Here is a 14,010-nt window from a genome sequence, read left to right on the forward strand (position 1 = left end):
CCGCCCGCCGGCGGACGGGGCCGGTTCCGTTCTGCCGGACGACGGCGGAGGGGCACGATGACCGACGCGTGGATCCCGGGCCCCGCGACGGGGACGGCGCCGAAGCTTCAGATCGACGTGCTGACGCTCTTTCCGGAGCTTTTTCCGCCGGTGTTCGAGGCGAGCATTCTCGGTCGGGCCCGGCGGGCCGGCCTCTGGGATTATCGCCTCGTGGACTTTCGCGCTTACGCCTGCGACCGGCACCGGACGGTCGATGACGTCCCGTACGGCGGCGGCGACGGGATGGTGCTCAAGGTGCCGCCGATCGCCCGGGCCGTCGAGGGGCTTCTTGGCGGGCCGGAGGCGTTTGAGGCATGGCTTTCCCGGCCGAAGGAAACGCGGCGGCCGAAGCTGATCCTTCTTACGCCCCAGGGGGAGCGGCTCACCCACGGCCTGGCGGAACGCTTGAGCCGTGAAGCGCACCTCATCCTGCTGGCCGGCCACTACGAAGGGTTTGACGAGCGGATCCGGGAGCACCTGGCGACGGACGAGGTGTCGATCGGCGATTTCGTCCTCACCGGCGGGGAGCTTCCGGCGATGGTGCTCGTCGACGCCGTCGTCCGGCTCCTCCCGGGCGTCCTCGGCGGCGAGCGGTCCGCGGTCGAGGAGTCGTTTGCCATGGGGCGGCTCGAGTATCCTCACTACACCCGGCCGCCGTCGTATCGCGGCTGGGAGGTTCCGGACGTGCTTCGCTCCGGGCATCATGCCCGGATCGCCGCCTGGCGGAAGGAGCAGGCGCTCCTTCGGACGCTCCTTCGCCGACCGGATCTGCTCTGGATGTACCCGCCGGACGCGGAGGAGGCGGCGCTTCTTCGGCGTTGGGCGGGCCTTGACCACGAAGAAGCCGCCCTCGCCGGAGCGGAGGAGGCCGGCGGGGAGGCGGCGGAGGCCGGACGAGATGCAAAAGAGGCCGAACGGGGTGCGACGGAGGCCGGCGGCCGGGAGGCGTCCGCCGGCGCCGGGGCGGAAGAGGGGGCTGATGCGTTATTCGGCGCCGATGCGCCGCTCGATGCGCTTTTCCGGGCGGCCACCGTCGTCCGGGCGGCCGGCGGGAAGGCGTCGCTTCCGAAGGTCGCCGCCGCGATCGTCGGGGCCCTCGAGGCCGCCGGGCGGCTGCCGCCGCCGATGTCGAAGCCCCGGCGAAGGCGCCGAGAAAATCCCTTTTTCGCTGCCCGGAACGCCGGCGGCGAAACGGCCGGGGCGGCCTGGCGCCCAGAGGATGCCGGAGAGGCCGGGCGAAGCGGGCCGGCCGGTGGCAGTGAAGCAATAAGGGGATCGGACGACGCGCGCGACGAAGCCGGTCCGGCCCGTGACGGGGAGGCAAAAGGGGGACCGACCGATGACGGTCGGGACGACGGCGGCCGGACGGAGGCGAACGGATGAGCATTCAGTGGTTCCCCGGGCATATGGCCAAGGCGGAACGGGAACTTCGAGCGCGGCTCGAGCTCGTCGATGCGGTCTTCGAGCTCCGGGACGCCCGGGCGCCCCGGGCGACAGCGAATCCGCGCCTTCCGGAACTGCTCGGCGGGCGACGGCGGATCATCGTCCTCGCCAAGGCGGATCAGGCGGACCCGGCCGTGACCCAGGCGTGGCTCGAGGCGCTTCGGCGAGCGGCCGATGCGGCGGTGGCGGTCGATCTGGTGCGGGGCGCCGGTCTCGGCCCGCTGTACGCCGCCCTTGAGCGTCTTGGCCGGGACGTCGCCGCCCGGCGGAGGGCGCGGGGGCTTCTCCCGCGTCCGCCCCGGGCGATGGTCGTCGGCGTGCCGAACGTCGGCAAATCGACGTTCATCAATCGCCTGGCCGGCCGGCGGGCGGCCAAAGTGGGCGACCGGCCGGGGGTGACCCGGGGCCTCGTGTGGATTCGGGCCCGGGGCGGGGTGGAGCTTCTGGATACGCCGGGGCTTCTCTGGCCGAAGCTGGACGATCCGGAGGGCGCGCTGCTTCTCGCCGCCCTCGGCGCCGTCGCCGAGCATCGCTTTCAGGCGGAGGCGGTGGCGGCCTTTCTCTACCGTCGCCTTGCCGACTTGAAGCCGGCTGCGCTTTTGGCCCGCTACGGGGCGGTGCTTTCGGCGGGCGGGCCGTCCGCGCCGGCCTCGGCCGGGGAGGATGAGCCCGGCGTGGCTTTGGAGGGCGACCCTTTGAGCGGCGGCACGGCTTTGGGCGGCGGCGCGTTCGGCGCGGCCGGCCTGCCGGAGCCGGCGGTGTTTTTGGCGCGGCTTGCGGCGGCGCGGGGGCTCCTTCGCCCCGGCGGCGCGGCCGATGCGGCGGCGGCCGCCGAGCTGTTTTTACGGGAAGTCCGGAGCGGAGCGCTGGGGCCGGTGAGTTTCGAGGCGCCGTGAGCGGTGCCCGAGGTCCGAGCCCGGCGTCGACGGACGGGGGGCGGCGAACGGTGCATCCTCCGCCGAACCGCCGCTTCGGCTCGTCCGATCCGGGACGGCGGGGGCCAGGGGGACCGCCCGCACCGCGGCGCGCCGGTTCGGCCGCCCGGCGCCGGCGAAGGCCCGGCGGGGGCGCGCCGGGTTTTTCCGCCCGGGCGATCTTCCGCCTGCCTTGCGACGGGAGCGAGCCCCGTGATATAATGGCAAATGTCGTGCGAGGTGAACGCCATGCATCCGATCATCCGCGAGATCACCGCGGATCAGCTGCGGAACGATCTGCCGGATTTTCGCCCCGGCGATACGGTTCGCGTCCACGTCAAGGTCGTCGAAGGCGGCCGGGAGCGCGTTCAGGTGTTTGAAGGGGTCGTCCTGAAGCGGCAGGGCGGCGGCATTTCCGAGACGTTTACCGTGCGCAAGGTGTCGTACGGCGTCGGGGTCGAGCGGACGTTTCCGCTGCACTCGCCCCGGATCGACAAGATCGAGGTCGTCCGCACCGGGAAGGTGCGCCGGGCGAAACTCCATTACCTGCGGGAGCGGCACGGGAAGGCGGCGAAGATCAAAGAACGGAAGCCGAAGGCGGAAGCGATGGCCGGGGCCCCGGCCGCGGCGGTCGCCGAAGAGGCGTCCGGGTCCCAACCCGAATGAAGGGGCGGCGCGCACGGCGCGCCGTTCTTTTCTTTCGGGCGGGCGGGACTTCATGGGCGGTCCGGCAGGCCGGGACTTTGCGCCGGCTTCCCGGGATCGGGTATACTGGGGTCGATCGACAGGGGGGGCCGGATGTGGCGGACGAGCACAAGGCGGCGGAGGTCGACGCAGGCGGCGCCGCTCCGCCGGAGGCGACGAAGCGCCGGCGGTCCCTCACCCGAGAGCTGTGGGACTGGACGAAGGCGATCGCCATCGCCGTCGTGCTGTCGGTGCTCGTCAGAACGTACGTCTTTGCGCCGACGATCGTCGACGGAGAGTCGATGATGACGACGCTCGAGACGCACGAGCGGGTCATCGTCAACAAGCTCATCTATCGCTTCGAAGCGCCGAAGCGGGGCGACATCATCGTCTTTCACGCGACGCCGGACAAAGATTTTATCAAGCGCATCGTCGGCCTTCCGGGGGACCGACTCGAGGTGAGGCGCGACGTCCTCTACGTGAACGGCCGGCCGGTGGACGAACCTTACCTGGCGGAAAACAAGGCCCTCTGGAAAAAGGAGCTCGAAGAAGCGCACCTGCCGCCGGATTTGCCGTTTACGGAAGATTTTACCGTGGACCGGGTGCCGCCGGGCACGGTGTTCGTCCTCGGCGACAACCGGCGAAATTCGACCGACAGCCGGGTGCTCGGCCCCGTGCCGCTCTCTCGCATTGTCGGGCGGGCGGAGTTTGTCTTCTGGCCCCCCGACCGGTTTCGCTGGCTTCACCCGTAGGGCGGCGTCGGAGCCCGCCCAAGACCGAGAGCCTGACGCGGAATGACCGGAAAAAGGACCGGAAAAAGGAGTAAGGACCGGAAGCCACAGGCGTAGAGGAAGGGATGAGCGTTGCCGGCGGGAGAGGAGTTCGAACGGCGCTTCTGGGCGGCGGGGATCCGGCGCCTGGCCGGCGTCGATGAAGTCGGCCGGGGGCCGCTGGCGGGGCCGGTCGTCGCCGCCGCGGTCATCCTGTCGCCGGAGCGTCCGATTCCGGGGCTGGACGATTCGAAGCGCCTGTCCCCCAAGCGGCGGGAGGCGCTCTACGGCCGCATCCTCGAGGCGGCTTTGGCCGTCGCCGTCGGCCGGGCGACGGCGGCGGAGATCGACCGGCTGGGGATCGTCCCGGCGACGCGGCTCGCGATGCGGCGGGCGCTTTGGGGGCTCGCTCCGGCGCCGGAGGCGGTCCTCGTCGATGCGCTGCCCGTGGAGGCGGGCGTGCCGGAGACGGTTCTTCTGCACGGGGATCGCCGGAGCATCTCCATCGCCGCGGCGTCGATCGTGGCCAAGGTCGTCCGGGACCGGTGGATGGAAGCCTGGGGGCGGGTCTATCCGGCGTTCGGTTTTGAACGGCACCGGGGGTACGGGACGAAGGAACATCGGGATCGGCTGGAGCGCTTCGGCCCGACGCCCCTGCACCGCCGGACGTTCCTGTCTTTTTTGGCCTCGGCGCCGGCGGTCGAAACCGGCAGCCGCGGGCGGGAGCGGGCATGAAGGCGGGCGGAGGCGGCGGCGCCCGGCGGCCGGCGGATGCCCGCCGGACGGGAAGCGTTCCGTCGAAAAATTCCGCCCCGCGCGGCGATCTTGAACCGCGCGGGGCGTCTGGATCGCATGGAATCTCCGGACCTCCCGACGTCGAACCGCGCGACGCCGCCGGATCGACCGGCGCCGGCGGCTCCGGGCCCTCCGACGTCAGAACGCTTGATCGCCAGGCGCTCGGCGCCCTGGGGGAGGCCCTGGCCCTCGAGCATCTCGTCGCCCGGGGGTTTCGCCCGATCGATCGGAATGTTCGCACCCGGTACGGCGAAATCGATCTTATTGGCGAGATGGACGGATGCCTCGTCTTCGTCGAGGTGCGCACCCGCCGCGGCACCGCTTTCGGCACCGGCCGGGAGTCGGTGACGGGGCGCAAACAGGCCCGCCTCCGGCGCCTCGCGGCGGCTTACCTGGCCCGAAGCGGCCGGGGCGAGGTGCCGGTCCGCTTCGATGTCGTCGAGGTGACCTTTGCCGGCGGGGCGGCGGCGATCGTCCATCTGGCCGGAGCGTTTTAGGCCTTCGCCTCAGGCGCGGACGGAGAGACGATGAGGCGCCGGGCGGAAGGAACGGACGGACCGGCGGGTCGCAGGGGAGGGACCGAGGTGGAGATTTGGGCGCATCGGGGTGCTTCGGCGGTGGCGCCGGAAAATACGCTGGCAGCGTTTCAGGCGGCGCTTCTCGCCGGCGCCGACGGCATCGAACTGGACGTGCAGCTCACCCGGGACGGCGTCGTCGTGGTGATCCACGATGAGACGCTGGAGCGGACGACGGACGGTTCCGGCTTCGTGCACGAAAAGACGTGGGCGGAGCTCGCCCGGCTCGACGCCGGGCGCTGGTTTCACCCGGATTTTCGGGGCGAGCGGGTGCCGCGGCTGGAGGACGTGCTCGTGTGGGCGCGGGGGACGAACCTGAGGCTCAACATCGAGCTCAAAAACGCTCTCTTTCCGATGCCGGGCCTCGAGGAGACCGTGGTGGCCCTCCTCCACCGGCATGATCTGGTCGAGCGAACCGTCCTCTCGTCGTTCAACCACGAAAGCGTCCGCCGCCTCCGGCACGAGCACCCGGAGGTTCGGGCGGCGATCCTCTACGTCGCCCGGCTGTTCGACCCGTGCCGGTATCTCGCCGCGATCGGCGGAGCGGACCTTCACCCGTACTACCTCACCGTCTCGCCGGAGCTTGCCGCCCACGCCGCGGCGTGCGGAGCCCGGGTGCGGGCGTTTACCGTCGACCGGCCGGAGGACATCCGGCTTCTTCAAGCCTACGGCGTGCACGGCGTCATCACCAACCGCCCGGCCGAAGCCCGGCAGGCCCTTTTGGCCGTTCCGTAAGCGGGCCGGAAGCCGGTCGGACCGCGGGAGATCTTTTTGCGCCCCCCTTTTTTCCGGCGGCGCGCTATAATGTGAAAAGCCCGGCGCGGGACGATCCGGGACCTTTGCTTAACATCGCGTGTTCGCCGACCGCGCGTCCCCCAAGCGACGACGCGGCATCAGGGACGCGGCATTTGCGCGCCGGACCTCGGATCACCGACCAGGACCTTGCATCACCGACCAGGAATCACCGACCAGGAAAGGAAGAGCGCTGTTGGACGTGCTGGAGGCGATCCGGACGCGGCGGAGCATCGGCCGGGTGAAGCCGGATCCGGTGGAACGGGAGAAGATCGAGCGGATCCTCGAGGCGGCGACGTGGGCACCGACGCACCACCGGACGGAGCCGTGGCGCTTTTTCGTCCTCACCGGCGAGGGGCGCCGACCCCTTTCCCGGCTGTTTGTCGAGCTTGCCAAGGCGGAGATGGTCGATCCCGAGACGCCGGAAAACCGGGAGAAACTCGAACGGGAGGCGAAGAAGCCGTTCCGGGCGCCGGTCGTCATCGCCGTCGCCGTCGTGCCGGCGGAGCGGCCGGACGTCGTTCTGGCGGAGGAGCGGGCCGCGGTGGCGGCGGCGATCCAGAACATGCTGCTTGCCGCCCACGCCCTGGGGCTCGGGGCGATGTGGCGGACCGGGAAAAAGACGTACCACCCGAAGGTGCGGGATTTCTTCGGCCTCGGGGAAAAAGGCGAGATCGTCGGCTTTGTCTACCTCGGCTACCCCGACGGCCCGCCGCCGGAGCGAACCCGGACGCCGTTTTGGGAGAAGACGAAGTGGATCGATGAGGACCGGCCGTACGCCGACGGGTGAGGCGGGGGTGAGGCCGGGCGGCCGGCCTGGGATCGGCCGGCCAGGGGTGCCGCCGGCCTGACGAAAAGGTCGGAACGCGGCCGGCGACGGATCGATGACCCGGCTTGCGCGAAAGGGGCCGCCGGCGCCGTCGTTTGGAAGCGGGGGTGGGGGATGGTCGTTCGCGTCTTTGGCGCCACCGTCGAGGGCGTCGTCGGGTTGCCCGTCGCCGTCGAGGTGGACCTCTCCGGCGGGCTTCCGGCCTTCGATATCGTCGGCCTCCCGGACGGCGCCGTCCGCGAGGCCCGGGAGCGGGTCCGGGCGGCGATCAGAAACAGCGGTTTTCAGTTTCCCCTCCGGCGCATCACCGTGAGCCTGGCGCCGGCGGACCGGCGAAAGGAAGGCTCCGGGCTGGATCTTCCGATCGCCGTCGCCATCCTCGCCGCGGATGGCCAGATCAGGCCCCGCCGGCCGCTCGAACGGCTGCTTCTCGTCGGCGAACTCTCCCTGGACGGCGGCTTAAAAGCCGTTCGGGGGACGCTGGCGATGGGGCTCATGGCGAAGGAGGCGGGCTTTCGGGCGATCGTCCTTCCGGCCGAAAGCCGGCCGGACGCCGCGTGGGTCCGGCATCCGGCGTTCCTCGGAGCGTCGCTCCGGGACGTCGTCGCCTATCTCGAGGGGAAGGCGGAGGCGGCCGTCGTCCCTTCGGAGCCGGAGCCTTCGCACACGTACGGCGATTTGGACGACGTCTTTGGCCAGCCGGCGGCGAAGCGGGCGCTTCTCATCGCGGCGGCGGGCTTTCATTCGGCGCTTCTCATCGGCCCGCCGGGCGCGGGAAAGACGATGCTCGCCGAGCGGCTGCCGCGGCTTCTTCCGCCGCTCGATGAGGCGGAGATGCGCGAGGTGATGACGATCTACGACGTCGCCGGGATGCGGCGGCCGCCGGAGGAACGCCGGAGACGGCCGTTTCGGGCGCCCCATCACACGATCACGACCGCCGGCCTCATCGGCGGCGGCAATCCGCCGCGGCCGGGCGAGGTGACGCTCGCGCACCGGGGCGTCTTGTTTTTGGACGAGCTTCCGGAGTTTTCCCGCCGGGCGCTGGAGGTGCTCCGGCAGCCGCTCGAAAGCGGCCGCGTCTGGATCGGCCGTACCCGCGGAAGCGTCGTCTATCCGGCCCGATTTCTGCTCATCGCGGCGATGAACCCCTGTCCGTGCGGCTACTACGGCTTTGAGGACGAGCGGCACCGGTGCCGCTGCCGGGCGCCGGAGATCGCCCGCTACCGGCAAAAGATCTCCGGGCCGATCGCCGACCGGTTCGATCTCGTCGTCGACGTTCCGCGGCCGGACGGCTTTTCCCTCTGGTCGGCGGTCCCCGGCGGGGAACCGGCGCCCGACGGCGGACCGTCTGGGACGCCGTCCGGGGCCTCCGACCTCGCCCGGCGGCTCGCCGCCGCCTTTGAACGGCAGCGGCACCGTTTCCGCGGCACGCCGTTTCGCTTCAACGGCGAGATGGACGTCGCCTTCCTCCGGAAGGCGGCGGCCATCTCGCCGGCTGCCCGGCGGCTTTTTACCGAAGCCGTCCGGCAGGCGGCCCTGACCGGCCGCGGGGCGGTCCGGGCGCTTCGGGTGGCCCGGACGATCGCCGACCTGGACGACGCCGCCGAGGTGGCGGAGGCGCACGTGGCGGAGGCGCTCGCCTTTCGGGTGGATGGTTGGGACGAAAGTTTATAAGCCAAAACGATTGAAAACGCCGGCGCTGTCTTTTTGAAATCACCGGCGGATTTTTTGTCGGCACCGCGAAACTTGCCTTTTAACATCTTTGTGACAAGCGGAGGAAAATTTGCAATGGGGTATTGATTTTTTGGGGGGTGTGGTATAATAAAGGCGAGCCCCGGCGCGGGCGGTGGAAGCGGTGGGAGGGCAGGCCGATTCGGTCGGAGGGTGGACGCGACGTTTTCTGTAAGCCGGTCGGTTGAAGGCACCGCCGGCCCGCCCAAACCCCGAGGGAGCGCCGTGAAAGCGGCTTTTGCCTTACAGCGACCCGCAGGACGATCGTTCGGTCCGGCGGGCCGACGGATGTTTGAAGACCGGTGAGACGGAGGTGAGAGGGGATGATCTTCCCCAACAAGAAGGAAGAACAGCTCGCCTGGCAGAAGCAGGTGATCGGGGAGGAGTTCAAGGAGTGGCTCGACGCCCGGGAGAAGCGGCCGAGCGCCGAGGCGGACTGGGACGAAGACGACTTTGAAGCGCTCGCCCGGAAGCAGAGCCTCGAGGCGATCAAGCGCCGCCGTTTCCTCCGGGGCCGCATCCAGTGACGGTCTCGCTGCCCGGGGAACGAGGAATGCCCGCGTCCGGCCGGGCGGAAGAGAGGAGAAGCGGGGCGGACGGGGCAGACGGCGGATGGAAAGTGCAGAGGAAAGTGCAGAAAGGAACGTGAAAGTCATTTCGGCCGAGCGAATCGGCCGTTTTTTCTTTTTATGGGCGATCGTCGGCGTTCTCCTTCTGCGCGTGGATCGACGTTCGTCGCGATCCGCGCCCCTTTCCTCGGACGTCGTCCCCCCGTCCATCCGGTGGACCGCCGCCCGACGAACCGGCGATTGCTCCGGGCGGGGCGGGGCGGTATAATACTTGTGAATCAGATTACAAGCCGGCATTTTCGTGACCGCTTCCGTTTTGGCTCCGGCCAGGAACCCCGGCCGGATCCGCCGACCGCCTCGTATCGCGGCCGGCGGGAGGCGGGGGCCGCGGCGCAAGAGGCGAACGTCCCGGCCGGAGGGCCGGCGGAAGCGGAGGAACCGGCGGAAAGGATGGCGAAGGTGGAGCGCTTGGGTGTGGTGACGTTTAAAGGACAGCCGGTCACCCTCGTCGGCCCGGAGCTTCAGGTCGGCGATCGGGCGCCGAATTTCCGGCTCCGGAAGAGCGCGTTTTCCGACGAGCGGACGACGCTCGGCGATTTTTCCGGCAAGGTGAAGCTCATCAGCGTCGTGCCGAGCCTCGATACGCCGGTCTGCGACGCTCAGACGCGGCGGTTCAACGAAGAGGCGAGCCGCCTCGGGGAGGACGTGGCGATCATCACCGTAAGCTGCGATCTTCCGACGGCCCAGGCCCGCTGGTGCGGCGCCGCCGGCATCGATCGGGTGACGGTCCTTTCGGATTACTACGATCATAACTTCGGCCTGTCGTACGGCGTCTACATCAAGGAGTTCGGCCTCGATCACCGGGCGATTTTCGTGCTGGACAAAGACGATGTGATCCGCTACATTGAACTCGTGCCCGACGTGACGGAACATCCGAACTACGACGCCGCGCTGGAAGCCGTCCGCGCCCTCCTCTGAAGGGCGTCCCTTTTTTGTCGGCGCGGATGAAGGGGGATGCGGGATGAACGTCCACGAATATCAGGCGAAGGCGCTCCTCCGGGAATCCGGCGTTCCGGTGCCCCGCGGAGAGGTGGCGACGAGCGCCGAGGAGGCGGTGGAGATCGCCCGCCGTCTCGGGGGCGACCTCTGGGTGGTGAAAGCCCAGATCCACGCCGGCGGCCGCGGCAAGGCCGGCGGGGTCAAGCTCGCCCGGAACCTCGACGAGGTCCGCGCCCACGCCGAGGCGCTCCTCGGCCGGACGCTGGTCACGCACCAGACGGGGCCGGAGGGGAAGGTCGTCCGCAAGGTGCTCGTCGAAGAGGGGACGGCGATCGAGCGGGAGTTTTACATAGGCGCCGTCGTCGACCGGGCGACGGGCCGGGTCGTCGTGATGGCCTCGTCGGAAGGCGGCGTCGAGATCGAAGAGGTCGCCGCCCGGGCGCCGGAGAAGATCGTCAAGGAGACGGTCGATCCGGCGGTCGGCCTGATGCCGTATCAGGCGCGGAAGCTCGCCTACGCCATCGGCCTGCCCCGGGAGGCGGTCGGGAAGGCCGTGCCGTTTTTCCTGAACCTCTACCGGGTCTTCGTCGAGAAGGACGCTTCGTTGGCGGAGATCAACCCGCTCGTCCTCACGCGCGGCGGGGAGCTCGTCGCCCTCGATGCGAAGTTCAACTTCGACGACAACGCCCTCTTCCGCCGTCCGGAGGTCGCCGCCCTTCGGGATCTGGACGAGGAAGACCCGAAAGAGGTCGAGGCGTCGAAGTACGGCCTGAGCTACATCGCCCTGGACGGCAACATCGGCTGCATGGTGAACGGCGCCGGCCTGGCGATGGCGACGATGGACATCATCCAGTTCTACGGCGGCCGGCCGGCGAACTTCCTTGACGTCGGCGGCGGCGCGTCGAAGGAGAAGGTGACGGCGGCGTTTAAGATCATCCTCGCCGACCCGAACGTCAAAGGGATTTTCGTCAACATCTTCGGCGGGATCATGAAGTGCGACATCATCGCCGAAGGGATCGTCGCCGCCGCCCGGGAAGTCGGTCTCGACCGGCCGCTCGTCGTCCGGCTGGAAGGGACGAACGTCGAGCTCGGAAAGGCGATCCTCGATCGCTCGGGGCTCCCGATCATCTCGGCCGACACGATGGCGGACGGCGCGCAGAAGATCGTCGAGATCGTCGGGAAGGGGGCCTGAGGGGTGAGCATCCTCGTCGATCACACCACGCGGGTCATCGTCCAGGGCATCACGGGCGACGCCGGCCGCTTCCACGCCGGGCAGATGATCGAGTACGGCACGAAGGTCGTCGGCGGCGTCACGCCGGGCAAAGGCGGCACGGAAGTGCACGGCGTGCCGGTGTTCGACACGGTGGCGGAGGCGGTGCGGGCGACGGGGGCCGACGCGTCGGTCATCTTCGTCCCGCCGGCGTACGCCGCCGACGCCATCCTCGAGGCGGCCGACGCCGGCATCCGGCTCATCGTCGCCATCACCGAAGGCATTCCGGTGCTCGACATGGTCAAGGTCAAACGCGCCCTCGAAGGCCGCCCGACGCGCCTCATCGGGCCGAACTGCCCCGGCGTCATCACCCCCGGCGCGGCGAAGCTCGGCATCATGCCCGGCTACATCCACAAGCCGGGGAAGGTCGGCATCGTCTCCCGCTCCGGGACGCTCACCTACGAGGCGGTGCACCAGCTGACCACCCGGGGGATCGGCCAGTCGACGGCCGTCGGCATCGGAGGCGATCCGGTCAAGGGGACGGAGTTTATCGATGTGTTGAAGATGTTCGAGGAAGATCCGGACACCGAGGCGGTCATCCTCATCGGGGAAATCGGCGGGACGGCGGAAGAGGAGGCCGCCCGGTGGATCGAGGCGAACATGACGAAGCCGGTCGTCGCGTTCATCGCCGGGCAGACGGCGCCGCCGGGCCGCCGGATGGGCCACGCCGGGGCGATCATCGCCGGCGGTCAGGGGACGGCCAAAGAAAAGGTCGCGGCGCTCGAGGCGGCGGACGTCCGGGTGGCGCCGACGCCGGCGGCGATCGGCGAGACGCTCGTCGAGACGCTGAAGGTCCGGGGTCTCCTCGACAAGGTCACCGGCTGAACCGGGCCCCGGCTTGGGAAGGGGAAATCCGCAAAACACCGCTTTCCGATCCTCGCGGCGGGCGGCGCCCCGGACGGAGGCGCCTCCGCCGGATCGGAGGCGGCTTTTTTCGTTTTCGGCAGAAAAAAAAGGAATCGGCCGATCGGACGGCGAAGGATACGGCAGGGGTCGGAAAGCCCCCGATCCGCTCGGCCTCCGACCCGCAAGCGGGCCGCCGGTGGCTTCAGGGCCTGTCCGACGGAACGACGGGTTGGGGGGACGAACGGCGGGCCTGGGACGTTTCTTAAGCCGAGGGAGGGAGCGACGTGGTCGAGCGGCATGGGGCTTCGCTCCGGGTCGGAGCCGCTCTCTGGCTGGCCGGGCGCCTGCCGGGGCTCGGGCGCCGGCGGCTCCGGGTGCTCGTCGAAGGGCTTCGGGGCCGGTGGGACGCTTTTCTGGACGGGAACATCGACCCGGCGCCGTGGGTCGGCCGGGAACTGGCGGAGCGGCTTCGGGCCGAGCTTAGGCCGGAGGCGATCGCCGCCGCCGCCCGGAAGCTGAAGACGGCCGGGATCGTCGTCCTCACGCCGGAGGCGGATGCCTTTCCGCCGGCGCTTCGGGAGATTCCCGATCCGCCGGCGGTCCTCTACGCCCGGGGCCATCTTTCGCTCCTTCGCCGCCCGGCGATCGCCGTCGTCGGCACGCGGGCGCCGAGCCCGTACGGCATCCGGGCCGCCCGGGCGCTCGCCGAAGGGCTTTCGGCCGCCGGCTGGTGTGTCGTAAGCGGCCTTGCCGCCGGGATCGACGCCGCCGCCCACGCCGCGGCCCTGGAGGGCCCCGGGGGGACGATCGCCGTCCTCGGCGGCGGGCTGTTTTACCCGTACCCGCCGTCGAACGCGGCCCTCTTTCGCGCCATAGCCGAGCGGGGGCTCGTCCTCTCCGAGTACCCGCCGGACGCGCGGCCCCACCGGGCGTACTTTCCCGAGCGAAACCGCCTGCTGAGCGGCCTCGCCCGGGGCGTCGTCGTCGTGGAAGGGCACGGGCGAAGCGGCGCCCTCATCACCGCCGCCTGGGCCCTCGAGCAGGGCCGGGACGTGTTCGCCGTGCCGGGGCCGATCTTTTCGCCGAAAAGCGACGGACCGAACCGCCTCATCCAGGAAGGGGCGAAGCTCGTCCTGGGCGTCGACGACATCCTGGCGGAATACCGGCCCGTCGTCGCCGATCCGGTGCTCTGGCTCGGGGAGGCGAAGGAGGATCGCGAGGGGCCGCCGGCCGGGGCCCCGCGGCTTCCGGCTCCGGAGATGGAAGATCCGGCGGCAGGCCCCGGCGCGTCGGGGAGGGGCGGCGCACCGCCTGCGGCGGATCCGCATATTGCTTCTCAGGGGCGCCCGGCGGCGTCGGCGGAGGATCCGGCTTTGCGGAAGGACGATCGTGCGCCGCCGTCGGAGGAGCGCCATGCGCCGCCGGAGGAAGGGCGCGAGGCGCCGGCCCTTGAGCAGCGCCTCCTTACGGCGCTGGCGGCGGCGCCGGCCCTTCCGATGGACGCCCTCGTGGCCGCCGCCGGGGCGCCGGCGGCGGATGTCCTCGCGGCGCTCACCCGCCTCGAGCTCCGGGGCTGGGTCCGGCGCCTGCCCGGCGGCCGCTACACCCTTCCGATTGACAAACGGCGCATGCCGCGACCATAATAAGGCTAAACTTTACAGCCGATGCCGCCGCACCGCCGGCCGGAGCGCCGCCGGTGCGGGGCCGGTCCTGCCCCGGGCCGGCCGGCGTCCCGAATGAGGGGCAGAAGGGAG

General features: G+C 70.3%; 13 protein-coding genes and 1 pseudogene. All 14 read left to right on the top strand.

Annotated elements, in window-relative coordinates:
- Nucleotides 1–57: 57 nt before the first annotated feature.
- Nucleotides 58–1,422, top strand: coding sequence for a tRNA (guanosine(37)-N1)-methyltransferase TrmD (gene trmD, locus K2M58_RS12815; RefSeq protein WP_220678183.1), 1,365 nt, complete (start codon nt 58–60; stop codon nt 1,420–1,422).
- Entirely contained in the window at nt 1,419–2,378 is a 960-nt protein-coding gene (ylqF, locus tag K2M58_RS02730; RefSeq protein ID WP_220678184.1) for a ribosome biogenesis GTPase YlqF, read from the top strand. The genes trmD and ylqF overlap by 4 nt, the downstream gene beginning before the upstream one ends.
- A gap of 267 nt (nt 2,379–2,645) precedes the next feature.
- A pseudogene (gene rplS / locus K2M58_RS02735) lies at nt 2,646–2,987 on the top strand (50S ribosomal protein L19); the annotation flags it as partial.
- Between the two features lie 299 nt (nt 2,988–3,286).
- Nucleotides 3,287–3,832, top strand: a complete 546-nt coding sequence (gene lepB / locus K2M58_RS02740) for a signal peptidase I (protein ID WP_252393576.1) — start codon at nt 3,287–3,289, stop codon at nt 3,830–3,832.
- 111 nt (nt 3,833–3,943) lie between these two features.
- Nucleotides 3,944–4,585 carry a ribonuclease HII gene (locus K2M58_RS02745; RefSeq protein ID WP_220678186.1) on the top strand — a complete coding sequence of 214 codons (642 nt, stop codon included), beginning with the start codon at nt 3,944–3,946 and terminating at the stop codon, nt 4,583–4,585.
- Nucleotides 4,582–5,142, top strand: a complete 561-nt coding sequence (locus K2M58_RS02750) for a YraN family protein (RefSeq protein ID WP_220678187.1) — start codon at nt 4,582–4,584, stop codon at nt 5,140–5,142. Before K2M58_RS02745 ends, K2M58_RS02750 begins: the two co-directional genes overlap by 4 nt.
- An 87-nt stretch (nt 5,143–5,229) precedes the next feature.
- Nucleotides 5,230–5,955 (top strand): glycerophosphodiester phosphodiesterase family protein, encoded by a 726-nt coding sequence (locus K2M58_RS02755; RefSeq protein ID WP_220678188.1) that lies wholly within the window; start codon nt 5,230–5,232, stop codon nt 5,953–5,955.
- A 259-nt stretch (nt 5,956–6,214) separates the two neighbouring features.
- Nucleotides 6,215–6,802 (top strand): nitroreductase family protein, encoded by a 588-nt coding sequence (locus tag K2M58_RS02760; RefSeq protein ID WP_354667531.1) that lies wholly within the window; start codon nt 6,215–6,217, stop codon nt 6,800–6,802.
- A gap of 153 nt (nt 6,803–6,955) precedes the next feature.
- Nucleotides 6,956–8,515, top strand: a complete 1,560-nt coding sequence (locus K2M58_RS02765; RefSeq protein WP_220678190.1) for a YifB family Mg chelatase-like AAA ATPase — start codon at nt 6,956–6,958, stop codon at nt 8,513–8,515.
- A gap of 380 nt (nt 8,516–8,895) precedes the next feature.
- Nucleotides 8,896–9,099 (top strand): hypothetical protein, encoded by a 204-nt coding sequence (locus K2M58_RS02770; RefSeq protein ID WP_220678191.1) that lies wholly within the window; start codon nt 8,896–8,898, stop codon nt 9,097–9,099.
- Between the two features lie 492 nt (nt 9,100–9,591).
- On the top strand, nt 9,592–10,119 hold the full coding sequence (gene tpx, locus K2M58_RS02775) for a thiol peroxidase (protein WP_220678192.1): 528 nt from the start codon (nt 9,592–9,594) through the stop codon (nt 10,117–10,119).
- Nucleotides 10,120–10,162: 43 nt separating this feature from the next.
- Entirely contained in the window at nt 10,163–11,332 is a 1,170-nt protein-coding gene (sucC, locus tag K2M58_RS02780) for an ADP-forming succinate--CoA ligase subunit beta (protein WP_220678193.1), read from the top strand.
- Nucleotides 11,333–11,335: 3 nt separating this feature from the next.
- The gene (gene sucD, locus K2M58_RS02785) at nt 11,336–12,235 is read left to right on the top strand and encodes a succinate--CoA ligase subunit alpha (protein WP_220678194.1); all 900 of its coding nucleotides are present in this window, start codon (nt 11,336–11,338) and stop codon (nt 12,233–12,235) included.
- Nucleotides 12,236–12,540: 305 nt separating this feature from the next.
- The gene (dprA, locus tag K2M58_RS02790) at nt 12,541–13,899 is read left to right on the top strand and encodes a DNA-processing protein DprA (protein WP_220678195.1); all 1,359 of its coding nucleotides are present in this window, start codon (nt 12,541–12,543) and stop codon (nt 13,897–13,899) included.
- The last annotated feature ends 111 nt before the right edge of the window (nt 13,900–14,010 follow it).

Origin of the sequence: Hydrogenibacillus sp. N12, from assembly GCF_019645935.1 — a bacterium.
Classification (GTDB): domain Bacteria; phylum Bacillota; class Bacilli; order Thermicanales; family DSM-22653; genus Hydrogenibacillus; species Hydrogenibacillus schlegelii.

Excerpts from the sequence above, each read along its gene's own strand:
- tpx (WP_220678192.1), top strand. The coding sequence starts at position 9,592 with ATGGCGAAGGTGGAGCGCTTGGGTGTGGTGACGTTTAAAGGACAGCCG.
- K2M58_RS02765 (WP_220678190.1), top strand. The coding sequence starts at position 6,956 with ATGGTCGTTCGCGTCTTTGGCGCCACCGTCGAGGGCGTCGTCGGGTTG.
- ylqF (WP_220678184.1), top strand. The coding sequence starts at position 1,419 with ATGAGCATTCAGTGGTTCCCCGGGCATATGGCCAAGGCGGAACGGGAA.
- K2M58_RS02770 (WP_220678191.1), top strand. The coding sequence starts at position 8,896 with ATGATCTTCCCCAACAAGAAGGAAGAACAGCTCGCCTGGCAGAAGCAG.
- trmD (WP_220678183.1), top strand. The coding sequence starts at position 58 with ATGACCGACGCGTGGATCCCGGGCCCCGCGACGGGGACGGCGCCGAAG.
- sucC (WP_220678193.1), top strand. The coding sequence starts at position 10,163 with ATGAACGTCCACGAATATCAGGCGAAGGCGCTCCTCCGGGAATCCGGC.
- K2M58_RS02750 (WP_220678187.1), top strand. The coding sequence starts at position 4,582 with ATGAAGGCGGGCGGAGGCGGCGGCGCCCGGCGGCCGGCGGATGCCCGC.